The organism is Niallia tiangongensis (genome assembly GCF_044704065.1).
GTDB lineage: Bacteria > Bacillota > Bacilli > Bacillales > Cytobacillaceae > Niallia > Niallia tiangongensis.
In genome coordinates this window covers 3,470,642-3,494,489 of the sequence record NZ_CP162613.1, presented here as the reverse complement: position 1 = coordinate 3,494,489, position 23,848 = coordinate 3,470,642, and the positions used below count along the sequence as shown (strand labels likewise).

At 36.6% G+C, this 23,848-nt stretch carries 23 protein-coding genes, 2 tRNA genes and 1 other annotated feature; of the genes, 22 read left to right on the top strand and 3 right to left on the bottom strand.

The annotated features are described in order from the left end of the window. Positions 1-553 precede the first annotated feature (553 nt). Genes AB3U99_RS16845 through sdhB form a run of 3 tightly spaced genes read left to right on the top strand, consistent with a single transcriptional unit; the run spans position 554 to position 3,732 of the window. Positions 554-1,162 carry a succinate dehydrogenase cytochrome b558 subunit gene (locus AB3U99_RS16845; protein WP_400242698.1) on the top strand — a complete coding sequence of 203 codons (609 nt, stop codon included), beginning with the start codon at positions 554-556 and terminating at the stop codon, positions 1,160-1,162. A 46-nt stretch (positions 1,163-1,208) separates the two neighbouring features. Then, positions 1,209-2,972, top strand: a complete 1,764-nt coding sequence (sdhA, locus tag AB3U99_RS16840) for a succinate dehydrogenase flavoprotein subunit (RefSeq protein ID WP_400242697.1) — start codon at positions 1,209-1,211, stop codon at positions 2,970-2,972. Position 2,973: 1 nt separating this feature from the next. Next, positions 2,974-3,732: a succinate dehydrogenase iron-sulfur subunit gene (gene sdhB / locus AB3U99_RS16835; RefSeq protein ID WP_400242696.1), complete on the top strand. Its 759-nt coding sequence runs from the start codon at positions 2,974-2,976 to the stop codon at positions 3,730-3,732. A 35-nt stretch (positions 3,733-3,767) separates the two neighbouring features. Here sdhB and AB3U99_RS16830 read toward each other — a convergent pair whose 3' ends face one another. Continuing rightward, positions 3,768-4,916, bottom strand: a complete 1,149-nt coding sequence (locus tag AB3U99_RS16830; protein ID WP_400242695.1) for a hypothetical protein — start codon at positions 4,914-4,916, stop codon at positions 3,768-3,770. 359 nt (positions 4,917-5,275) lie between these two features. On the opposite strand from AB3U99_RS16830, the gene gerE reads away from it, so the two are divergent. The 8 genes from gerE to AB3U99_RS16790 all read left to right on the top strand — a co-directional run bounded on the left by gerE (position 5,276) and on the right by AB3U99_RS16790 (position 10,310). Next, positions 5,276-5,500 carry a spore germination transcription factor GerE gene (gene gerE / locus AB3U99_RS16825; RefSeq protein WP_016201768.1) on the top strand — a complete coding sequence of 75 codons (225 nt, stop codon included), beginning with the start codon at positions 5,276-5,278 and terminating at the stop codon, positions 5,498-5,500. A 258-nt stretch (positions 5,501-5,758) separates the two neighbouring features. Beyond that, positions 5,759-6,217, top strand: coding sequence for a MarR family winged helix-turn-helix transcriptional regulator (locus AB3U99_RS16820; RefSeq protein ID WP_400242694.1), 459 nt, complete (start codon positions 5,759-5,761; stop codon positions 6,215-6,217). Positions 6,218-6,226: 9 nt separating this feature from the next. After that, on the top strand, positions 6,227-7,024 hold the full coding sequence (gene racE / locus AB3U99_RS16815; protein WP_400242693.1) for a glutamate racemase: 798 nt from the start codon (positions 6,227-6,229) through the stop codon (positions 7,022-7,024). A gap of 164 nt (positions 7,025-7,188) precedes the next feature. Then, entirely contained in the window at positions 7,189-8,256 is a 1,068-nt protein-coding gene (locus AB3U99_RS16810; protein ID WP_400242692.1) for a GerMN domain-containing protein, read from the top strand. A 473-nt stretch (positions 8,257-8,729) separates the two neighbouring features. Further along, positions 8,730-9,335: an XTP/dITP diphosphatase gene (locus AB3U99_RS16805; RefSeq protein ID WP_400242691.1), complete on the top strand. Its 606-nt coding sequence runs from the start codon at positions 8,730-8,732 to the stop codon at positions 9,333-9,335. 1 nt (position 9,336) lies between these two features. After that, positions 9,337-9,846, top strand: coding sequence for a metallophosphoesterase family protein (locus AB3U99_RS16800; RefSeq protein WP_400242690.1), 510 nt, complete (start codon positions 9,337-9,339; stop codon positions 9,844-9,846). A gap of 130 nt (positions 9,847-9,976) precedes the next feature. Beyond that, a tRNA-Arg gene (locus tag AB3U99_RS16795) sits at positions 9,977-10,050 on the top strand. Positions 10,051-10,236: 186 nt separating this feature from the next. Next, positions 10,237-10,310 (top strand) — tRNA-Arg (locus tag AB3U99_RS16790). A gap of 48 nt (positions 10,311-10,358) precedes the next feature. Here the strand turns inward: AB3U99_RS16790 and AB3U99_RS16785 are convergent. Further along, positions 10,359-10,757 carry a general stress protein gene (locus AB3U99_RS16785; protein WP_400242689.1) on the bottom strand — a complete coding sequence of 133 codons (399 nt, stop codon included), beginning with the start codon at positions 10,755-10,757 and terminating at the stop codon, positions 10,359-10,361. 635 nt (positions 10,758-11,392) lie between these two features. On the opposite strand from AB3U99_RS16785, the gene AB3U99_RS16780 reads away from it, so the two are divergent. From AB3U99_RS16780 to AB3U99_RS16740, 9 genes are all read left to right on the top strand, one after another. Next, positions 11,393-11,584: a YolD-like family protein gene (locus AB3U99_RS16780; protein ID WP_400242688.1), complete on the top strand. Its 192-nt coding sequence runs from the start codon at positions 11,393-11,395 to the stop codon at positions 11,582-11,584. Positions 11,585-12,012: 428 nt separating this feature from the next. Further along, positions 12,013-12,265: a binding site (T-box leader), on the top strand. 117 nt (positions 12,266-12,382) lie between these two features. Beyond that, positions 12,383-14,098, top strand: coding sequence for an acetolactate synthase large subunit (gene ilvB / locus AB3U99_RS16775; RefSeq protein WP_400242687.1), 1,716 nt, complete (start codon positions 12,383-12,385; stop codon positions 14,096-14,098). Continuing rightward, positions 14,095-14,613 (top strand): acetolactate synthase small subunit, encoded by a 519-nt coding sequence (gene ilvN, locus AB3U99_RS16770; protein WP_031534718.1) that lies wholly within the window; start codon positions 14,095-14,097, stop codon positions 14,611-14,613. The genes ilvB and ilvN overlap by 4 nt, the downstream gene beginning before the upstream one ends. Before the next feature lie 48 nt (positions 14,614-14,661). Next, a complete protein-coding gene (gene ilvC, locus AB3U99_RS16765) occupies positions 14,662-15,684 on the top strand; it encodes a ketol-acid reductoisomerase (RefSeq protein ID WP_400242686.1) in 1,023 nt (340 codons plus the stop codon). Continuing rightward, complete coding sequence (locus tag AB3U99_RS16760; RefSeq protein ID WP_400242685.1) at positions 15,671-17,206, top strand: 2-isopropylmalate synthase; 1,536 nt, start codon at positions 15,671-15,673, stop codon at positions 17,204-17,206. Before ilvC ends, AB3U99_RS16760 begins: the two co-directional genes overlap by 14 nt. 48 nt (positions 17,207-17,254) lie before the next feature. Next, positions 17,255-18,355 (top strand): 3-isopropylmalate dehydrogenase, encoded by a 1,101-nt coding sequence (gene leuB / locus AB3U99_RS16755; protein ID WP_400242684.1) that lies wholly within the window; start codon positions 17,255-17,257, stop codon positions 18,353-18,355. A gap of 150 nt (positions 18,356-18,505) precedes the next feature. Next, on the top strand, positions 18,506-19,918 hold the full coding sequence (leuC, locus tag AB3U99_RS16750; protein WP_400242683.1) for a 3-isopropylmalate dehydratase large subunit: 1,413 nt from the start codon (positions 18,506-18,508) through the stop codon (positions 19,916-19,918). 14 nt (positions 19,919-19,932) lie between these two features. Then, positions 19,933-20,523, top strand: a complete 591-nt coding sequence (gene leuD / locus AB3U99_RS16745; RefSeq protein ID WP_400242682.1) for a 3-isopropylmalate dehydratase small subunit — start codon at positions 19,933-19,935, stop codon at positions 20,521-20,523. A 346-nt stretch (positions 20,524-20,869) separates the two neighbouring features. Then, positions 20,870-21,502 carry a UPF0236 family transposase-like protein gene (locus tag AB3U99_RS16740; protein WP_400242681.1) on the top strand — a complete coding sequence of 211 codons (633 nt, stop codon included), beginning with the start codon at positions 20,870-20,872 and terminating at the stop codon, positions 21,500-21,502. 76 nt (positions 21,503-21,578) lie between these two features. On the opposite strand, the gene AB3U99_RS16735 is transcribed toward AB3U99_RS16740, so the two are convergent. After that, positions 21,579-21,704 (bottom strand): hypothetical protein, encoded by a 126-nt coding sequence (locus AB3U99_RS16735; RefSeq protein WP_400241486.1) that lies wholly within the window; start codon positions 21,702-21,704, stop codon positions 21,579-21,581. Between the two features lie 69 nt (positions 21,705-21,773). Here AB3U99_RS16735 and tnpB point away from each other — a divergent pair, with 69 nt between their 5' ends. After that, the gene (tnpB, locus tag AB3U99_RS16730; protein ID WP_400241485.1) at positions 21,774-22,127 is read left to right on the top strand and encodes an IS66 family insertion sequence element accessory protein TnpB; all 354 of its coding nucleotides are present in this window, start codon (positions 21,774-21,776) and stop codon (positions 22,125-22,127) included. Between the two features lie 103 nt (positions 22,128-22,230). Beyond that, positions 22,231-23,823 (top strand): IS66 family transposase, encoded by a 1,593-nt coding sequence (gene tnpC / locus AB3U99_RS16725; RefSeq protein ID WP_400241484.1) that lies wholly within the window; start codon positions 22,231-22,233, stop codon positions 23,821-23,823. The last annotated feature ends 25 nt before the right edge of the window (positions 23,824-23,848 follow it).

The following is a 23,848-nucleotide window of genomic DNA, read 5'->3' as shown; positions in this document are numbered from 1 at the left end:
AAGTATGGATTCCCAATAAAATAGAATAAAATATATTGTTTAAATAGTATACTGTATAAATGAAAAAAAATCATAAGAAAAGGGAATGATTTTTAAATTTAGGAATGCAAAAAATTTTGTAAGTCCATTTAGTAGTTTATTACTATTTAATTTAGAGTTGAGAACGGCAGACCATCAAATTCCTGTAAGAAAGACGGAAAGAGGAGATCCTGCAGGCGAAAACGAGGAGTTGCAGTCCTCCGGCGTATAGCAAATGTCAGTTGCCGCAATCATAAATTTGTATTTGAAAAATATTTTCTAAATGGCTATGTTATTTATTCTATTATTTGATTTGCTTATTAAATTTATACGAATAATAGAAAGGAGGAAATTTTTACTTTTTTCCTCATATAGATAGAAAAAAAGGGGAAAGAAAATTTATTTAATGTATACGTTTTCTTGACCGCAATTTTTTTTAAGAGTACAATTAAATTGTCACTAAATTGTAAGAATTTTTGGTTTTGTTATCGCTTTATAGGCAAAGGGAGTATGTCATCAATTAGGGGGGAATTTTATGGCAGCAAATCGAGAGTTTTTATTCAGAAGGCTTCACTCTTTATTAGGGGTAATTCCCGTAGGAGTATTTTTAATCCAACATTTAGTTGTCAATTATTTTGCAACTAAAGGTCCAGAAGCTTTTAATAAGGCAGCTGGATTTATGGAGCATTTACCTTTTCGGTATTTTCTTGAAATTTTTGTAATATTTTTACCGATATTGTATCATGCAATTTATGGAATCTATATTGCGTTTACAGCCAAAAATAATACAAAAAATTACGGATACTTTCGAAATTGGATGTTCTATATCCAAAGGGTGACAGGAATTATCACGTTAATATTTATCGTTTGGCATGTATGGGAAACAAGAGTGGCTGCACAATTAGGGCAAGAAGTAAATTATGACATGATGAGTGAAAATTTAGCTAATCCATGGATGTTAGCATTTTATTTAGTAGGAGTTATCTCTACTATTTTCCACTTCTCTAATGGATTATGGTCCTTCTGTGTTAGTTGGGGAATTACGGTTTCACCAAAATCACAACGAATTAATACATATGTAACACTAGGAATTTTTGTTGCATTAGCAATTGTAGGTGTACGAGCAATTTTCGCATTTGTTTAATATTAGTAGATTAATAGAGCAATAGATGAGGGAGTGAACGTTTGTTATGAAGAAAGGGAAAGTTATCATCGTTGGCGGTGGCTTGGCAGGATTAATGGCAGCAATCAAAGTAGCAGAAACAGGGACTCCTTTAGAATTGTTTTCCCTTGTGCCTGTAAAGAGATCACATTCCGTTTGTGCTCAAGGCGGAATAAATGGAGCGGTAAATACGAAGGGGGAAGGAGATTCTCCTTGGGAACATTTTGACGATACAGTGTACGGTGGAGACTTCTTAGCAAACCAACCGCCAGTTAAAGCGATGGCTGAAGCAGCGCCCGGTATTATCCATTTGATGGATAGAATGGGTGTTATGTTTAACCGGACACCTGAAGGATTACTTGACTTCCGCCGTTTCGGAGGAACTCAATATCACCGAACAGCCTTTGCTGGAGCAACAACTGGTCAACAGTTGCTTTATGCGTTAGATGAACAAGTAAGAAGATATGAAGTCGATGGGCTTGTAGTAAAGTATGAAGGCTGGGAATTCCTTGGAATTATCACAGATGAAGAAGGGGTATGTAGAGGAATTAAGGCACAAGATTTGAAAACAATGGAAATTAAATCCTTCCCTGCAGATGCTGTTATTATGGCAACTGGCGGTCCTGGAATTATCTTCGGAAAATCTACGAACTCCATTATAAATACTGGCTCAGCAGCATCTGTTGTTTATCAGCAAGGAGCTTATTATGCAAATGGTGAATTTATCCAAATTCATCCAACTGCGATTCCAGGTGATGATAAACTACGTTTAATGAGTGAATCAGCTCGTGGGGAAGGCGGCCGAATCTGGACGTATAAAGATGGGAAGCCATGGTATTTCTTAGAAGAAAAGTATCCAGCTTATGGAAACCTTGTGCCAAGGGATATCGCAACACGTGAAATTTTCCATGTTTGTGTCGATCAAAAGCTCGGCATCAATGGGGAAAATATGGTGTATTTAGACCTATCCCATAAAAATCCGAAAGAGCTCGATATTAAGCTAGGTGGAATAATCGAGATTTACGAAAAATTCACTGGCGAAGATCCACGTAAGCTTCCAATGAAAATTTTCCCTGCTGTTCATTACTCCATGGGCGGATTATGGGTGGATTATGACCAAATGACGAATATTCCAGGATTATTTGCAGCCGGAGAATGCGATTATTCTCAACACGGAGCAAATCGCTTAGGAGCAAATAGCTTACTATCTGCGATTTATGGTGGAATGGTAGTAGGTCCGAATGCGGTTAAATATATCAGTGGATTAAGCAAAAGCGCAGCAGATTTATCGTCTTCTCTATATGATTCAGCGATAAAGCAGGAAGAATCTAAATGGCAGGATATTATGAAAATGGATGGAACAGAAAATGCCTACGTTCTTCATAAGGAATTAGGAGAATGGATGACAGATAATGTTACAGTTGTTCGTTACAACGATAAGCTGCTTGCCACAGATGATAAAATTCAAGAGCTATTAGAGCGATATAAAAATATTAATATAAATGATACAGCAAAATGGTCTAACCAAGGAGGCGTATTTACTCGTCAATTAGAAAATATGCTTCAGCTAGCACGTGTTATCACACTCGGTGCATACAACCGAAATGAGAGCCGTGGAGCACATTATAAGCCTGAATTCCCAGAAAGAAATGATGAAGATTTCTTAAAAACAACAATGGCTAAATTCGTTGGGGAAAACAAGGCGCCTGATTTCCATTATCAAGAAGTTGATACTTCATTAATCAAACCTAGAAAAAGAGATTATTCAAAGCAAAAAGAGGGAGTGAAATAAAATGGGGGAGCAAAAAACAGTTACGTTACAAATTGAAAGACAAGATGACCCTAATTCACCATCTTATGTAGAAGAATTCACTTTGCCATATCGTCCTAATATGAACATTATTTCTGCACTTATGGAAATTCGTAGAAATCCTGTAACAACCAAGGGGGAAAAAACAGCTCCAGTTGCTTGGGATATGAACTGTTTAGAAGAAGTTTGCGGAGCTTGTTCAATGGTCATTAATGGAAAACCACGCCAATCCTGTACAGCTCTAATTGATCAATTAGAACAGCCGATTCGTCTAGAACCAATGAGAACATTCCCTGTTGTGCGCGATCTTCAAGTGGATCGAAGCCGTATGTTTGATAGCTTAAAGAAAGTAAAAGCATGGATACCAATTGATGGTACGTATGATCTCGGACCTGGTCCAAGAATGCCAGAGAAAAAACGACAATGGGCATATGAATTATCGAAATGTATGACTTGTGGAGTTTGCTTAGAGGCATGTCCAAATGTGAATAGTAAATCAGATTTCATTGGACCAGCACCACTTTCTCAAGTTCGTCTCTTCAATTCTCATCCTACAGGAGAAATGAATAAAGAAGAGAGACTGCAAGAGATAATGGGAGATGGGGGACTAGCTAACTGTGGTAACTCACAAAACTGTGTGCAGTCTTGTCCAAAAGGAATTCCATTGACAACATCGATTGCGGCATTAAACCGTGAAGCAACTTTCCAAGCATTTAAAGATTTCTTTGGTAGTGACCATTAATCAAAAAAGACCGCCATTATGGTGGTCTTTTTCGATTAATATTTTTCTTTGAATTGATGGTAAGCGAAAATAAAATCAGTTGCTACTGATTTTTCTTCGCTAGCTAGTTCGCTGAAGTTATGCTCTAAATAATCAATAGTAGCTTCCAAAAGATGTAGATTTTCTATTAAGATTTGTTTGTCTTCCTCTTTTTTCAAATCAGCAATCTTTTGACCATAATCATACTCATACAATGTATCATATACTTCATTATTACTTGCAGCTAATGTAATTTTCCTTTGCAAGCATGGCAGACAAATTCCACATGGTAAAGCAATAGACGTTTTCCCTCTTCCCTTTATTCGCACACAGTCTACGGTATTTTTAATCTGCAGTTTATATTCCTTTGGCATCTCATTAATGACCATATGGAAAGGCTTATGTAATATAGGAGTTTGGATAGTCAAATTAAGATTAAGACTTGTATAGAGATCATTTAATAGTTTAAAAGTTTTCGGATGCGTAGATTTGAGCAATACATTTGAATCGATCGTAACATCCCTATTAATTTTACTATTTTTATAGACATAAATATTGTTTCCATTGTTAAAGTGCGTTTTTGCCGCTGCAATGGAAACGAGTAAACAATTTCTAACGGCTGAAGATTTTTTAGTGACTTTCTTATATATGCCGGAATTTAAAGCAATTATCTCCCCAGAATCAGATACATTCTCTCGCAGAAAAGCAGCTAATTTCTCTTTCTTTTCCCGCTCATTTCCCTTGTTTATTAGTCGAATATAATCGGAAGCAATGGGAAAAGTTGAGCAATTATTTTTCTCAACCCCAACAATTGAGTCCAGATCATCTAAAAATAATGTTACTGCATGATTATTTGGAAGACAAAAGGAAGGAAACATGACCTCCACATCAATCGGTTGGAATTGAAGATACACTGGTTCTTCTATTAGCCAATCAATAAGTTGTTCTAAGATATCTCTATTGTTTTCCCAAATACTCACATGGAAAACGGGGATGATTAAGCGGATATTTTTTCTCGCCTTTTTTGTTTGTTGTTCATAATAGAATAAGCCACCCATAATCGTTACGATATCAATAAATGGAGTGTCATTCTCTTCATAATCAAAGTACATATCCTGAAGCAGCTCTTTATGTAAGTTTGTAAGAAATTCTATGTTTAAGTCCATCTTTATCACCAAAACTTTCTTGATTGATAACAGAAATCTTCTACTACATATTGGTTTGTCCTTAAATTATATCATGTATTTTTAGGATGATTGGAAATAGGGTGGGGAAAATCCAATTTTTTTCACCAGACTATTTAGACATCAAAATTCCCCCTATTTATAACGAAGATTGTTAATAAATACTTAATTATCTTGTTGGACGATTGTAGTAAAAAAACGAAACATTAAAGATAGAAAAAACCTTTCCCAATTTCCATAAATCCAGTCACTCCAAGGTGTCATTTTACATAATATATTCAGACTATAACTATACCCATCCCAAAGTTCATAGCTGGCAAAGGCAAGGAGGGTTACACTACTTGAAGGAGAATGAATTTACTCACAAGCCATTATTAACCAAAAGAGAAAGAGAAGTATTTGAACTGTTAGTCCAAGACAAAACGACTAAGGAAATCGCCAGTGATTTATTCATCAGCGAAAAAACAGTTCGAAATCATATTTCTAATGCTATGCAGAAGCTGGGCGTGAAGGGGCGTTCACAGGCTGTTGTAGAACTCCTTAGAATGGGAGAACTAGAGCTATAATAAAGAAGATGATCTTGTATGAGCGGGAAGGTAATCCATTCCTTTTCCGCTTATATGGGTCATCTTCTTTTTAATGAGAACAAGGATTTTGCAATTAGCTATTACTCATCAAATTTTACATCTACATTAATGCTACATTAACTTTTCACCTTATACATTTACGAGGGGAGAATTGTAGATTATAATTATAGGTACTGATTAGTAGAAAAATGTCGGATATTCATTATATTTGTATATTTATATATGGGAGTTGGAATCATGATGACTGAAGAGAAAAACGCAAAGGAATACTTAGAGAATATAGCTACGATTGAAAAGGATATGCGATACATATCTGGTATCATCAAACAAAAGGGTAGAGAGATATTAAGTAATTATACGATGACTCCTCCCCAATTTGTTGCCTTACAATGGCTTTTTGAAGAGGGCGATATGACGATAGGGGAATTATCTAATAAAATGTTCCTTGCCTTTAGTACAACGACAGATTTAGTTGATCGAATGGAAAAAAATCAGTTAGTTCAACGAGTAAAGGATCCAAATGATCGCCGTGTGGTTCGTATTCATATGCTAGAAGAAGGAAAAAGATTAATTGACGAAGTAATTAAGAAGCGTCAGGGCTATCTTCAAGAGGTATTAAATGACTATACTACAGAAGATATTGAAGAATTAAAGAAAAATTTCATGCGTTTACATCAAGTAATGCGAGATAAATGAGGCGGTTTTTTGGAAAGAGCAATAGGGGTTATAGATTCTGGAGTTGGTGGATTAACAGTTGCGAAAGAGATTATGCGCCAGCTTCCTTTTGAAAATATCGTATACTTAGGGGATACGGCAAGGTGTCCATATGGACCAAGAACGGGAGAAGAGGTAAAGAAATTCACTTGGGAAATGACTAGGTTCCTGTTGGGGAAAAATATTAAAATGCTTGTCATTGCATGTAATACGGCTACTGCTGTAGCATTGGAAGAGATTCGTGAACAACTATCTATTCCTGTAATTGGCGTAATCATTCCAGGGGCACGAACAGCATTAAAGGTAACAAAAAATAATTATATAGGTATGATTGGCACAATTGGAACTGTTCGAAGTCGAGCATATGAAAAAGCACTAAAGAAGATTAATAATCGAGTAAGAACAGTTAGTTTGGCATGCCCAAAATTTGTTCCTTTGGTGGAGAGCGGCGAATATGATGGTCCGGTAGCAAGGAAAATCGTGAAAGAAACGCTTTGGCCTTTAAAGAATAAAGAGATAGATACACTAATACTTGGCTGTACCCATTATCCGTTGTTGGCAAAAGTAATACGAGAAGAGATGGGGAATAAGGTAAAGGTGATTAGTTCAGGAGCAGAAACGGCACGTGAAGTTAGTACGATTTTAAACCATAATGACCAACTTGCTTCAGGAGAAAATATAGTAGAACATCATTTTTATACTACTGGTTCGAAAGATATTTTTGCGAGGATAGCTTCAAACTGGCTAAATCAAAAAATAGATTCTGTTGAAACAATTAAACTGACATAAATAATCAAGACTGTCTTATAGGTGCATTTCCTATCATTGTTTGAGTAAATGGTGTGGGTGAAAACCGAAAGACAGTCTTTTTTTAAAAAAATCTCCTAAAGGCGGTCTAAAAATAATATAGGCTCGTATATATATTAGTACAAACTGTCTTAGGAGTGATGAAGATGTCTAAGAATAACAAATTGACCATAGTTTCAGCGGTTATAATATCATCTGTGTTGATCTCTGGTTGTAGCTTATTGGGAGATAAAGAAAAAGTAGACCCGCCTCAAAATACATCTTATGAAGATGATGCGGTTAAAGAAAATGCAGACCAAGAAACAACGGGTGAAGTTGCTACAGAGGATACAATGCCTATTGAATTATATTTAATGGACAAATTCGGTTACGTTGTTCCACAAACATTAAACTTGCCAAAAACAAACTCGATTGCAAAAGAAAGCCTTGAATATTTAGTCAAGGGTGGTAAAGTAACGGAAATGCTGCCTAATGACTTTCAGGCAGTTATTCCCCAAGATACAAAAATTAGTATTAATGTAGATGAAGATAAAGTGGCTACTGTTGATTTTTCAAATGAGTTTAAAGAGTATGAGGCTAAGGATGAAGAGAAAATCTTACAATCTATTACATGGACATTGACACAGTTTGATTCCATTGATTCTGTAAAGCTGTCTCTAAACGGTCATGAATTGACAGAAATGCCAGTAAATAAAACACCGATCCAAGATGCTTTGACAAGAGCAGATGGCATTAATGTTAATACAGATGACGTGACAGATATTACAAATACAAAACCATTGACTGTTTATTATATTGGTGGAGATTTAGACTCGTATTATTATGTTCCAGTAACAAAGCGTATTAGCAATGGGCAAGAAAATAATGTAGCAGCAGCAGTAGGGGAGCTGATAGAAGGACCAGGCATGGGTGCGTCACCATCATTAACAAGCTTACTACCTGATGATGTTAAGTTATTAGACGAACCAGTAGTAGAAGATGGAAAGGTCACGTTAAACTTTAATGAAAATATTTATTCAAGCGGACTTGATGGAGAAGAAAAAGTACTCGCAGATGAGGTATTAAATTCCTTAGTACTTTCTTTAACAGAACAAGAAGGCATTGAAAGTGTTGCTGTTACAGTTAATGGTGAGTCCGATTTAGTAAATGCAGAGGGAGAGAGCTTAACTAAACCAGTTACTCGTCCAGAAAAGGTGAATACGGGTAGTTTTTAAGGAATATCTATAATAATGTTATCAGCATTCAAAAGAAGCTTGGGTTATCCTAAGCTTCGTTTTTTTGCTAATCACGCTCCTTCGCTTCTCCTGTATTAGCCGAATCAATTGATCACGAAGTTTTCTTTCAGCTCCGACTTGATATGCACTGTAGTTCTCGAAAGGATAGTCTATCCGTAAAGTCCATTAACCATTCAAATTTCTTCGTCAATAGAAAGATGGACAAACCCAAATTCTGCTATAATTGATAGCTAACTTGTCATGACTTCATGTTGTTAACGGTTTTTTTGAACCGTTCACGTTTGTTCATCGTATTGAAACAAACTTCACAAAACCGACTTTTGAATTAAGCAAGAAAGGGTATATACTGTGTATGTAGACGTATTTATTTTAGCGTAGTAAACTAAGAATAAAGATTTTTTTATGTTTTAATAAAGGGAAAAGACATTTTTAGTTGATTAAGGAGATTTATTATGAAAGAGATTATAATTGCAACAAAGAATACTGGCAAGGCGAAAGAATTTGTTCAAATGTTTGCGCCACTTGGCTATGAAGTAAGAACGCTTATAGACTTTCCAGATGTGCCGGATGTAGAGGAAACGGGAAGTACATTTGAAGAAAATGCTCTTCTCAAAGCAGAAACGATTTCTAAACTACTAAATCGTGTCGTTATTTCTGATGATTCTGGTCTTGTGGTGGATGCTTTAAACGGAAGACCAGGAGTATACTCTGCTCGATATGCGGGAGAACAAAAAAACGATCAAGACAATATGGATAAGGTTTTACGTGAATTAGAGGGGATTCCATCTGAAGAGAGAACAGCACGCTTCTGTTGTGCATTAGCGGTTGCTATTCCAAATGAAGCTTCTCTAACATTTACTGGAACCTGTGAAGGGGTTATATTGGAGGAAAGAAGAGGAGAATATGGATTTGGCTATGATCCAATCTTTTATGTAGTGGAAGAGCAAAAGGCGATGGCTGAATTGCCGCCAGAAATAAAAAATAAAATTAGTCACCGTGCAAATGCGTTAAAAAAACTCAAAGAACAGTTACCTACTGTTTTTAAGGAAGGGAACTAGGATGAAGGTTTTGATTGTTAGTGACAGTCATGGAATGGTATCCGAATTAGGTGTTTTGAAGAAAAGGCATGAAAAAGAAGTCGACTTATTTCTACATTGTGGTGATTCAGAGTTAGCTGCAGGCGAAGCAGTGATGGATGGATATATTACCGTTCAAGGTAACTGTGATTATGAGGACAGGTATCCAACCGAAACAATTCAAGAAATCGCAGGCAAGAAGATCTTTTTAACTCATGGTCATCTATATGGTGTAAAGTCTTCTATTAATAACCTATTGTATAAAGCAAAGGAAGTACAAGCAGATATCGCTTGCTTTGGGCATTCTCACTTTTTAGGGATGGAATTAGTTGATGATGTTTTATTCATTAATCCGGGTAGTTTACGTCTGCCTAGAGGAAGAATGGAACAAACATATGTGATTTTAACGATTGAGAGTGATCGGTTAGTGACAGAGGTCTATGATTTTCATAAAGGTTTGCTTCCAGAATTAAAAAGTGAGTTTTCTCTTTAGGACGATTTTTCCTAATGAGGAGAAAAAAATTCCTCATTAGGAAAAAAACTTTAAGAAACTATTGACTTTGTGTTTCTATAGTCATATAATAATTATTGTCCTCATTAGGACCAACGTTAATACATAACATGTCCCAGTAGCTCAGCTGGATAGAGCAACGGCCTTCTAAGCCGTCGGTCGGGAGTTCGAATCTCTCCTGGGACGTATTTTATAAACTTAAATATTTTTAAGTATATTTTAATAGATTATTTTCAACATACTAACACTTGAATTATTAGCAGCCATCTGATTAATTATAAGAATTATAAAGAAAAGACTATGCTTATACAAAAGAATATGATATAATAGTTTAGGTAACTGTTTCGAAAATAATCAAATAAACGATACCATGTCCCAGTAGCTCAGCTGGATAGAGCAACGGCCTTCTAAGCCGTCGGTCGGGAGTTCGAATCTCTCCTGGGACGTCATAAAATAAGAAAAAAGCTTAAACCAAATTGGTTTAAGCTTTTTTCTTATTCCACTTTCTTTCGTTCCAACGTTGTATTCATTGTTTGAGATGGCATGACATCTACTTCATTATTATCGAAGTTTAATTTATTTAGCTTCTCTTCTTCCATTTCTTCCTCGTTATCTAAGAGAACAATGTATTTCCCTGCTTTTAATTCCTTTTCGTATGGGTCGATATCGGTATCAGAAAAAAATGTCTTTAATTGATCTAAAAAGGATGTTGGTTCTACTTCTTCCATTCCAGTCGCAGTATCTACATCTGTCTCTCGCTCGATTAATGCAGTTTGTTCGCTTCTTGTAATAACGGAAATATGATTTGGCGAATACCCTTTAGAGAGAAGTTCCTCAATAGCATTTACTGTAGCTTCAGGAGAATCATATATACCTACAACACTTTTTGTCATATTTCTATTCCTCCTTTAAACGATTAGTTCTTGCCTATTGTATATATTCCCATTAATAAGAGGGAATAAACAGTGGATTTTCTTTATCAAAGGAGCTTCTTTTTTTATGGATCGGCAAAGTTGATTTTTTCGTTAAATAGTAAAGATATATTTGTACCTTATATTAGAATAATGATGGGGAAATATCCTCTACTAAATCATATAGTAAATGTTTTATTGGTTATCTTTTTTTACAAACAATGTAAGACTTAGAAAGATTTATAGCGTGAGTTCCATTTTAATATTGGTCGTACTTGCTTTGCCTATATAACTGTTTACTCTTAGTCTGGATCTTCAGTAAGACTCAACGCAAGCTTATGAGAAGATAGGTGGGAGGAGATCGATTGTCCTCAAAGGTTTGTCTGGTTCAACTAACGCCAACTGATGGAAGTTACACTTTATTTCACCTTCAAAGGTATAATTAGGAACAAAATAGAGAATAATGGAAGTAAGAAAAATAATGTTCAGAAAATCACTTGTAACACTTGAAAACGCTTACTATTATTATGTATAATAGATTTAAGTAAAGTAAACAAGAAATGAAACAATGTGAATAGATGAACATAACTAATAATATGTAGAAGGAGACATACACCATGATTCTCAAGGAATTAGGAAGAAGCAGGCTAATTGTTATTAATTATTATAAGAATGGATTTTTAGAAACTTGTAAGGGGCAGGTTCAAAAGCTTAATCTAATAGATCAAACCATTGATTTAAAAGATGACAAAGAAAATACGTATCAAATTCGTTTATCATGGATTCAAGACATATGTGCGATATCTTAGTTTAGTTATTCTTAAATGCAATCGCTTTCTTTTTTTTGTGATTGCATTTTTTGTCTATAATTAAACTATATGAGACAAAAACAAAAAACAATGTAAGATTTTATGACATTTTAGTATCATATAAAGAATTATTTTATTATAATGAACTTCATAAGTGGGTTTTATAGAAGATTTTCAGTAAAAAAAGAATTTTTTAAAATTTTTTGTTAATTAAAAAAGTACATGCATTCTTTATATAGCAATATTGTAAGCGTTTTCTATAAGAGAGATTGTTGTTTAAATAATCAAATAATTCTTAAAAATACTGTTGACTCTTGTTTAAATTCAGCGTAAGATAACCTCAACAAATGAAAAAAACAAAATATTACTAGCTAAAAGCTTAACAAAAAGACATCATGTTTAGCGATTTTGTTTAACATAGTAAATATAGTAATTCGATGATGAGGATAAGTAGTTTTCTATTTTGGATTCCAAAGAGAGCCGGTGGTTGGTGTGAACCGGTGAACCGATAGGAAATGAACTCACCTCAGAGTGTTAGCTTGAAAGGTCATCCTAGTAGAGCTAACCGAGTGTTTCCACTCGTTACCAAAAGAGAACGAACCGTTCAATTAAGTGCATACACTTGTCTAGTGTATGAATGAGGGTGGTACCGTGGAAAGGAAATGCCTTTTCACCCCTTTGTTTACTAAAAACATTAGTAATCATTGGAGGTGAGAAGGCTTTTTTCATGGGTAAATCCCTTCTTTTGAGATACTAGCTAATTAAGTAAAAGGAAAGTAATTTAGGGAGGTTAAACAAATGTTACAGGAGACTGCCTTTGAAAAGACAAAGGCCCAAGTGAAACCGTTAACTGGTGCTGATCTCTTATTACAAGCTTTGGATAAGGAAAATGTTGAATTTATTTTCGGATATCCAGGTGGTGCTGTCTTACCAATATATGATAAGATATACGACTCTAAAATCTTTCACGTCCTACCAAGACACGAACAGGGAGGAATCCATGCGGCTGAAGGATATGCGAGAATCTCAGGAAAACCAGGAGTTGTAATAGCGACATCTGGTCCAGGGGCAACCAATATTGTAACAGGACTTGCTGATGCAATGATGGATTCTCTTCCGCTGGTTGTATTTACAGGTCAAGTAGCAACAAGTGTGATTGGAACAGATGCCTTTCAAGAAGCCGACATTTTAGGGATTACAACCCCGATAACAAAATATAATTGTCAGGTTCGAAATCTTGAAGATATACCGAGGATCATAAAAGAAGCGTTCTACATTGCAACAACTGGAAGACCAGGTCCTGTATTAATTGATTTCCCCAAAGATATTGCGGCGACAATTTCAAGTGTTCCTGATGAACAGGAAGTAGATCTTCCTGGCTACCAACCGACAACACAACCGAATTATTTGCAGATTCGAAAATTAACAGAAGCAGTAAGTGCAGCAAAAAAACCAGTAATCCTAGCAGGTGCAGGGGTCAATTTTGCTAAAGCTAGTGCAGAATTACTTGAATATGCGGAGCAACAACAAATACCAGTCGTACATACACTTCTTGGATTAGGAGGCTTTCCAGCTGATAACAAGTTATTTGTTGGAATGGGAGGGATGCACGGTTGTTATGCTGCCAATATGGCATTGTATGAATCAGACTTATTAATTAACGTTGGGGCGAGATTTGATGATCGTTTAACTGGAAACTTAGCACATTTTGCACCGAATGCTGTTAAAGCGCATATTGATATCGACCCAGCAGAAATTGGCAAGATTATTCCTACGAAAATCCCGATTGTAGCAGATGCGAAAGAAGCTTTAAGCATGTTGATTAAGCAGAAGGGTCTACAATCAGAGCATAAAGATTGGTTAGAAAAGATTGAAAATTGGAAAAATGAATATCCTTACTATTATAAAGAGTCTAATCTTCTTAAACCACAGCAAGTATTGGAGCTGCTTTTTGAAAAGACAAAAGGTGAAGCAATTGTAACGACTGATGTTGGGCAGCACCAAATGTGGGCTGCGCAATACTATCAATTTAAAGAGTCCAATCGTTGGGTAACTTCTGGTGGATTAGGAACAATGGGATTCGGGTTACCATCAAGTATTGGTGCTCAATTAGCAGATCCAAAAGCGACGGTTCTAGCTATTAGCGGCGATGGAGGCTTCCAAATGTGTAGCCAGGAGCTTGCATTAATTAGGGAATTGAATTTACCGATTAAGATAATTATTTTTAATAATCAGGCGCTAGGAATGGTAAGACAGTGGCAAGAATTTTTCTATGAGTCTCGTTTTTCACATAGTAAGGAATCTTTCCAGCCTTCCTTTGTCGCTTTAGCAGAAGCATATGGAATAAAAGGCTACCAAATATCTTCTGTTAAAGAAGCTGCAAGCATTCTGGACGAAGTGTTAGCGGTAAGAGAACCTGTATTATTGGATTTCCGTATTGATCCAAACGAGAATGTATATCCAATGATAGCACCAGGTAAAGGATTACATGAAATGGTAGGGATGAAGCCATGAAGAAAATAATTAGTTTGACTGTCTTGAACAAATCAGGTGTATTAAATCGCATCACGAATCTTTTTTCAAAAAGAAACTATAACATTGAAAGTATATCAGTAGGGCACACAGAGCATGAAGGGGTTTCTCGAATTACATGTGTTGTACATGTAGAGAGTGATGGCATCATTGAACAAATCACAAAACAGTTAAATAAGCAGATTGACATATTGAAGGTGGTAGACATCACCGATCAAGCAATTGTCGCAAGAGAGCTAGCTTTAATAAAAGTACTTGCTACACCGCAGACAAGGCATGAATTATACTCAGTAATTGAACCATTTAGAGCTTCTGTAATAGACGTAAGCAAAGAAAGTCTCGTTATCCAAATTACAGGTGAATCAACAAAAATTGAAGCTTTTATTGAACTGCTTAGACCTTATGGGATTAAAGAATTGGCCAGAACAGGCACAACTGCATTCCCTCGTGGATCTCAAAAAACAGCAACTCATAAAAGTAACTATTCTATCGTTTAATTCTAATATTAAATAAATCTAATTTTACAGACGAAAGGGAGAAGAAAAATGGCAAAAATGTATTATAACGGAGACGCGAATTTAGGATATTTTGAAGGAAAAACAGTTGCAGTAATTGGTTATGGATCACAAGGGCATGCACATGCTTTAAATATGAAGGATAGTGGAGTTAATGTTATTATCGGGTTAAGAAAAGGAAATTCATGGAATAAAGCAGTGGAAGACGGATTTGACGTTTTTCCGGTTGGAGAGGCGACAGCTAAGGCTGATATTGTAATGATTTTACTTCCAGATGAGTTACAAACAAAAGTATACAATGAAGAAATCAAACCAAATTTAACAAATCAAGCTTTAATGTTTGCACATGGATTTAACATTCATTTTAATCAAATTGTCCCTCCAAGTGAGAGTGATGTTCTATTAGTAGCACCAAAAGGTCCAGGTCATCTTGTAAGAAGAACATTTGAACAAGAAGCAGGGGTTCCAGCGTTGTTTGCAATCTATCAAGATGTAACTGGCGAAGCGAGAGAACTTGCCCTTGCATATGCAAAAGCAATTGGTGCATTACGTGCAGGTGCATTAGAAACGACATTTAAAGAAGAAACAGAAACAGATCTATTCGGTGAACAAGCGGTACTTTGTGGAGGTTTGACTGCGCTAGTAAAAGCAGGTTTTGAAACGTTGGTAGAGGCAGGATATCAGCCAGAACTAGCTTACTTTGAGTGTTTACATGAGTTGAAATTAATTGTTGACCTAATGTATGAAGATGGAATGGCTGGAATGAGATATTCCATTTCTGATACAGCGCAATGGGGTGACTTTGTAACAGGACCACGGATTGTAACAGAAGATGTGAAGAAAGAAATGAAAGCTGTTCTTACAGACATTCAAGAAGGAAAATTTGCTAAAGGTTGGATTTTAGAAAATCAAGCAAATAGACCAGTATTTAATGCGATTAATGATAGAGAAAGTGAACATTTAATTGAAAAGGTTGGAAAAGAATTGCGTGCAATGATGCCATTTGTTAAAAGCTCTAGAAAGAAAGAAGTGGTGGGTAGTGGCAAAAATTAAGATATTTGATACAACATTAAGAGATGGAGAGCAATCGCCAGGTGTCAATTTAAATTTGGCAGAGAAGCTGGTAATCGCTGAACAGTTAGAAAAGTTGAATGTAGATATTATAGAGGCAGGCTTTCCTGCTGCCTCTAAAGGTGATTTTCTATCTGTTCAACAAATTGCCCGAACTATCAAAAATAGCTCTGTTACTGGTCTAGCAAGGGCAGTAACATCGGATATTGATACTGCGTGGGAAGCTTTAAAAGATGGAGCGGAACCGAGAATCCATGTTTTTCTAGCGACGAGCCCCATTCATCGAGAATATAAGTTGAAACTATCAAAAGAACAAGTTGTGGAGCGGGCGGTAGCAGCTGTTCAATATGCTGCCAAAAGGTTTCCGATTATACAATGGAGTGCAGAGGATGCTTGTCGAACCGAGCTTCCATTTCTAGCAGAAATAATAGAGGAAGTTATTCAAGCTGGTGCACAAATAATAAATATACCAGACACTGTTGGGTATATTACGCCCAATGAGTATGGAGAAGTTTTTCAATATTTAAAAAATAATGTTCCGTCTATTGATAAAGTTTCACTATCAACCCATTGTCACGATGATTTAGGGATGGCAACAGCAAACTCACTGGCTGCGATTGAAAATGGAGCAACACAAGTAGAATGCACCATTAATGGCATAGGAGAGAGAGCGGGCAATGCTTCGATGGAAGAAATTGTGGTAGCGCTTCATATTAGAAATGATCATTATCAGGAAAGAACAAGAATTAATTTGAAAGAGATTAGTAGATCAAGTAGCTTGGTTAGTGAATTAACAGGTATGATGGTTCCAGGGAATAAAGCAATTGTTGGTCGCAACGCATTTGCGCATGAATCTGGTATTCACCAGGACGGTGTTCTTAAGGAGAAAACTACCTATGAAATTATTTCCCCAGAACTTGTTGGCTATGTAAACAACAATAATATGGTGTTAGGAAAGCATTCAGGTAGCCATGCATTTAAAACAAAGCTGAAAGAACTAGGGCTTCAGGTAAAGGAAGAGGATGTAAAAGATCTCTTTGTTGCATTTAAGGATTTGGCAGATCATAAAAAAGAAATTTCTGATGAGGACATTATTGCTATTGTGCTAGAGAACAAGCTTGCTAAAGAAGAGAAATACTATGAATTAGTTGAGGTTAAGGTTCAACATAAAAATGATAATGAAGCAGATGCAAGCGTGAAGCTTTCTGGACCGAAAAATGAATTAATCATTCAAAATGGCACAGGATCAGGAAGTGTAGAAGCGCTATATAACACTCTTGAAATGTCTATTTCTGGTCAAGTGACGCTAAATGATTATCGAATTCAATCCTTAGGTGCAGGAAGAGATGCCTTAGCTCAAGTATTTGTCAGAGTGCAATATGACCAAAAAGAAAGTACAGGAAGAGGATTGGATCAAGATGTATTAATAGCATCTGCTAAGGCATATATAAATGCCATTAATAGGGCTATTCTTGCAAAAGAACAATTTTTGGAAAAAGTGTAGGCTTTAAGGTCTGAAAATCAAGCCTTTGATATAGGGGAGCGAATAGAAATGAACAAAAGAATCGCTGTTTTACCAGGTGATGGAATTGGACCTGAAATAGTAGCTGGGGCAGTCAAAATTTTGCAAACAATTGGAACTTTATATAGCCATCAGTTCGAATTAACTTTTGCTGATATTGGCGGATGTGCGACAGATAAAACTGGTACTCCATTACCTAATGAAACGATTACAATATGTAAAAATAGTGATGCCATTTTATTAGGTGCAGTAGGAGGACCGCAATGGGATTCTCTTCCTGTTGAAAAACGTCCAGAGCAAGGACTATTAAAAATAAGAAAAGCATTGAACTTGTTTGCGAACCTCAGACCGACAACCTGCTATGAAAGTTTAGCGGTCGCGTCACCTCTCAAGAAGGATATTATCGAAGGGGTGGACTTGATTGTTGTGCGTGAGTTAACAGGAGGCATCTATTTTGGAACACCAAGCGAACGTACAGTAATAGATGGGAAGCCAGGTGCTGTTGATACACTGCAATATAAAAATGAAGAGATTGAGCGTGTCATCGAAAAAGCATTTGAAATCGCAAGAACGAGATCAAAAAAGGTTACTTCTGTTGATAAAGCAAATGTTTTAGAGACTAGTAGAGTATGGAGAGAGATTGCGAATCAAGTAGCAGAGAAATATCCAGATGTTTTGCTCGAACATATGCTTGTTGATAATGCTGCAATGCAACTTATTAGAAATCCAAAGCAATTTGATGTCATCGTTACCGAAAATATGTTTGGTGATATTTTAAGTGATGAAGCATCTGTCTTAACAGGTTCATTAGGAATGCTTGCATCAAGCAGTTTATCAGAAGCGGGGCCATATTTATATGAACCTATACATGGCTCTGCACCAGATATCGCAGGGGAAAATATCGCAAATCCATTAGCGACGATATTATCGGTAAGCATGATGCTGCGATTATCATTTCAGCTAGACAAAGAAGCAGCGATAATTGAAGAGGCGGTAAATAATGTCTTGAATAAAGGATATAGAACAAGAGACATTCTTTCACCAAATAGTACAATTGTTTCAACAACCGAAATGGTAGAATCTGTTAATAAAGAAATTTTCGAGTTAGTAGCATCGACCCATGCTTTATAAAAAAAGAGAAGATAAGCGGCAGTGATTGGATATAGGGGACTAACAATAGAAAGAAATTAAACGTTTATGGGCTTGTCAAAAGAATATTTTGACAGCCCTTTAATCTAAGGAAATAAGCAAATAAAAGAAAATGGATTGGAGGGCAAAGTAATGGGGAAATCCATTATCGATAAAATTTGGGAAAAACATATAGTGCACAAAGAAGAAGGGAAGCCAGATTTATTATATATTGATCTACATCTTGTTCATGAAGTTACTTCTCCACAGGCATTTTCCGGATTAAGAATGAAAAATCGGAAAGTAAGGAGACCAGATCGCACATTTGCAACGATGGATCATAATGTTCCTACACTTAACCGTTTTAAAATAGATGATGAAATCGCGTTAAACCAGATGACTACTCTGGAAAAAAACTGCTTGGAATTTAATATTCCATTAGCAGGTCTAGATAGTCCTGAACAAGGGATTGTCCATGTAATAGGGCCTGAGCTTGGATTAACACAGCCTGGAAAAACAATTGTTTGTGGAGATAGTCATACATCGACCCATGGAGCTTTTGGAGCCCTTGCTTTTGGGATAGGCACAAGTGAAGTGGAGCATGTACTTGCTACACAAACTTTATGGCAAACAAGACCCAAAACATTAAAAGTAGAGGTCAATGGAAAGCTTGCGTATGGCGTAAATGCGAAAGATGTCATTCTTTATATACTTTCTAAATATGGAGTTAACTTTGGAACGGGCCATGTTATTGAATATACAGGGGATGTTATTCGCAATCTTTCAATGGAAGAAAGATTGACGATTTGTAATATGTCAATTGAAGGTGGAGCTCGTGCAGGGTTAATTTGTCCAGATGAAACTACCTTCTCCTATTTAAAAGGAAGAAAATACGCACCAGAGAAGTGGGATAAAGCAGTACAGGAATGGCGTAGCTTAGTTTCAGACGAAGATGCTACTTACGATAAAGTTATTACGATTGATGGTCATGATATTGCGCCAATGGTGAGTTGGGGTACGAACCCTTCTATGACTGCTAAAGTAGATGAAAAAATACCTACACCAGAAATTTATCAAGATGAAACAGATCGTCGAGCCCTACATAGTGCGCTTCAGTATATGGGATTAAAAGAAGGAATGGCAATTACCGATATCGCGATTCAGCATGTGTTTATAGGTTCCTGTACGAATTCCAGAATAGAAGATTTAAGACAAGCAGCGAGTGTAATTAAAGGGGAGAAGGTATATCCAGGAGTAAGGGCACTAGTTGTCCCAGGTTCTCAGAAAGTAAAGAAACAGGCGGAGGAAGAAGGCCTGGATAAGCTATTTGTAGAAGCTGGTTTTGAATGGAGAGATGCAGGCTGCAGTATGTGTTTAAGTATGAATAATGACGTGGTTCCAAGTGGGGAACATTGTGCTTCTACCTCTAATCGTAATTTCGAAGGGCGGCAAGGAGCGGGTGCCAGAACCCATTTAGTTAGTCCGTCGATGGCTGCCGCTGCGGCATTAAATGGACGATTTGTTGATATTCGAAAAATGAATGCAGAATTACAAGCTACAACGTAAAGGAGGAAGCAGCTGTGAGTGGTTTTAAGAAGCTTTATGAAAAAGCAGTAGCAATGGATCGAGTAAATGTAGATACAGATCAAATTATTCCGAAGCAATTTTTAAAGCGCATCGAAAAGACGGGATTTGGCAGATTTGCTTTTTTTGACTGGCGTTATTTGAAAAATGGTGAGCCAAATCCAGACTTTGAGCTGAACTTTCCTGAAAACCAAGGAGCTTCTATATTAATCGCTAATAAAAACTTTGGTTGTGGATCATCCAGAGAGCATGCACCATGGGCTCTTCAGGATTTTGGGTTTTCTGTCGTTATTGCTCCATCCTTTGCAGATATTTTTTATCAAAATTGTTTAAAAAATGGAATGCTTCCTATTCCATTACCTACAGCAGAAGTAGAGTATCTTTTAAAGGCAGCCCAAAATCAACCCTATTTTCTCCATATTAATTTAGAAGAGGAAAAAGTAGAAGATGATCAGGGCTTTACTGCAACATTTACTATCCATCCATATTGGAAAAAAATGTTGACTAACGGCTGGGATGAAATTGAAATTACGCTCCAGTACAGTGATAAAATAGCAGATTATGAAAAGTCTGTTACACAAAATTAGCAGTTGACTTCTCTTAAATGACCTTTAGAAAACAGGTGCTTTCCTGCGCCTTTCTAAAGGTTTTTTGTCATTTGTGCCTATTTTATAGCTAAAATGATTACTATTACTTTCGGTATGAAATCAGATTTAACATTTTCATTATTATCAAGAGTTAATGAAAAGTATGAGTAAAATGTTTGTGGGAGAATAAATATCCTTTTTGTCTAGTTGGGGGACTCGTCCCCCAACTAGACAAAAAGGCCACCAAGCGAAAGCGCGGTAGCTGGAAAAAATTAAGCATTAAAAAAGAGAGCTTCCTTTTGTAAAGTAGAGTTTGCCTAAAACACTACGAAAAGGAGAGGCTCTCATGAATGAATGTAACATAAAATTACCATCATTAAAAGAATTGGAAAAAACTTTATTTCGAACGCTACAAAATACGTTTCAAGAAATCCTTGTTCAAACATTAGAAAATTGGGATCTAGAGATTGCCCAGCAACGAGATAAAAGAAGATTTGCTTTACGAGATAAACGAGATATACGATTAGAGACAGCTTTTGGAGCAGTGGAGCTGAAGCGTAATTATTATTTCGATCGTGTGACAAAAAAATATGTTTGTTTATTAGATCAATATTTACAATTTCAAGGGAATAAAGGATTTAGTCCTCTACTAGAAGAATGGGGGTTAGAATTAGCGACGAATGGTTCCTCCTATCGAAAGGCTGTGGAAACCTTAGAACAGTTTTTAGGCTATTCGGCGATGAGCCACGAAGCATTACGGCAACATCTTCTTCAAACAAACGTGCTTCCAGTTACGGAAAAACGTCCCTTTCAAAAGGTCTTGTTTGTCGAAGTAGATGGATTATATGTGAAGAGCCAAGAAAAGAAAAAGCGTGGATTTGAGTTGAAATTCGCCGCTGTACACGAGGGATGGAAAGGAAACGGAAAGCGAGTCAGGCTCCGAAATAAAAGGCATTTTCTCTATGAAGGAAAAGAGTAAGCCCCCAATCAAACAACGCATATAAACACGCAGTGCCTCCTGGTACGATGAATGTATCAATTTAAGGAGGTGCTTTTCATATGCCAAAACAAAAACTAACAATCGTCCCCGTTACATTACATTCCGAAAATAAGGTTTCATATTCATCCACGTCATCAGCAGCCTCTTCCAGTAACGCTTGCACGATCAAAACGGCAAGCATAGAAATCTCCTTCAACAACGGCGTGGATCAGCACATCATTCAAACGGTTATGAGGGAGCTGAAACATCTGTGAAACACGACTATACAAGTGTTAAAAATATATATATCATTTGTGGAAAAACTGACATGCGTAAAGGGATTGATGGATTAGCGACACTGATTCAAGATTCTTTTGAACTGGACCCATATGGTGATTCCATTTTCTTATTTTCAGGATGGAGTAAGGATCGGTATAAATGTTTGTATTTCGATGGTGATGGCTTCGCCATGCTTTATAAACGTTTGGATAAAGGCAAACTTCAATGGCCAAAAGACGAAGATGAGGTGCGAAAACTTTCCCAACAGGAGGTTAGGTGGCTGCTTGAGGGGTTATCGATTCAGCAACCAAACGCCATTCAAAAATCACAAAAAGGAGTATTCTAAACCTGCTGGAAATGTTGATTTAAAGCCATTCTCAAGTTTATTTTTCATGTTAAAAATGTTATAATATACCTATAACTTATGTGAACGAAAAGTGGTGAAATAAATGGTTAATGCTTCTTCCAATAACAATAATCCATATGAGAAATTAATTCGACTTCTCGAAGAACAATTGGCTCATTCAAATCAACAAAACAAAGATTTATCGAAAAAGCTAGATCGATCAACTAAACAGATTGAAGTGTTAACCGATCAAGTACGCCATTTAACTAAGCTTTTATATGGATCAAAAACCGAAAAATCGAAATATAACCTACCAGATGGGCAAGGCTCATTATTTGATGATGACCCGGATTTTAGCGAACCTGAGCACACAGAAGAACAAAGCCAGCAGACAATTTCTTATACTGTTGTACGAAAAGTTACATCAAAAAAACGAAATGATTCCTTGCATGATGGTATTGAAGTAGAAGCTATTCACCATTATCCGGAAAATACAATCTGTGACTGTTGCCAAGAGCAAATGATTGAAATTGGCAGTACAATCGTACGTGAAGAAGCAACATTTATTCCTGCCAAAATGATGAAAGTACAGCACGTTGAACATGCGTATGAATGTAAAGGCTGTAAAGTGGATTCATCACAGCCAGCACAAATTAAACGCGGGAAAGCACCTCAACCAGCGATTCAGCGTAGCATGGCAAGTCCTAGCGTACTTGCCAAAGTTATCTATGATAAATTTGTACAATACTTACCTCTTTACCGTCAGGTAAAAGAATGGGATCGCTATGGATTGGATACCAATGATAAAAATCTCTCGAATTGGGTTATCCGTGCAGCACACGATTGGCTCATACCTGTTTACGAACGAATGAAAGAGTTGATGATGTCTAAATCAGTTTTGCATGTCGATGAAACATATGGACAAATTATCAACCGATCGGATGGGAAATCAGGCCAAGCCAATGCCTATAATTGGGTGTTTCGAAGTGTGCCAAGCCAAGGGCCAACAATGACTCTCTTTCAAAGTGCATTATCTCGAGCTCGATCTGTCCTTGAAAGTTTCATTAAAGGCTTTTCTGGTACGATCATTTGCGATGGTTATTCCGCCTATGATAAGTTGGAAGGCGTTACCTTCGCAAATTGTTGGGCGCACGTTAGGCGTTACTGGCTTAAAGCAGACAGCAAAAATGGCCGAATCGGAGTGAGCTATTGCGACGAATTATATCGACTCGAAAGGAAATTTAAACATTTGTCTCCGAGTAAACGAAGGAAAAAACGCCAAAAATACTCAAAGCCAATTGTAGATAAATTTTTTAAGTGGGTTGAAACGTCACCATTCTACGGAAAAAATGCCTTGGCTAAAGCAGCTGAATACACATTGAACAGGGCAAATGGACTTAAAGCATTCCTGAATGATGGGCGAATTGAAATAGATAATAATCCGGCCGAGAACGCCATTCGTCCCAACGTTATAGGAAGAAAAAATTGGCTTTTTAGTGTAAGTGAAGCAGGTGCAAAAGCGAATGCCGTCTGTTTGAGTATCGCTGAAACTAGCAAAAGTAACGGCGTTGATTTCTATAAATATATAAAAAAACTTTTTACGGATCTGCCAAATCTCAGCATCCAACAAAACCCTGAGATATTAGATCAATACATGCCCTGGTCAAAAATAATTCAGGGAGAATGTAGCAAATAAATGAAATAGCCGTAATTCGATTAAA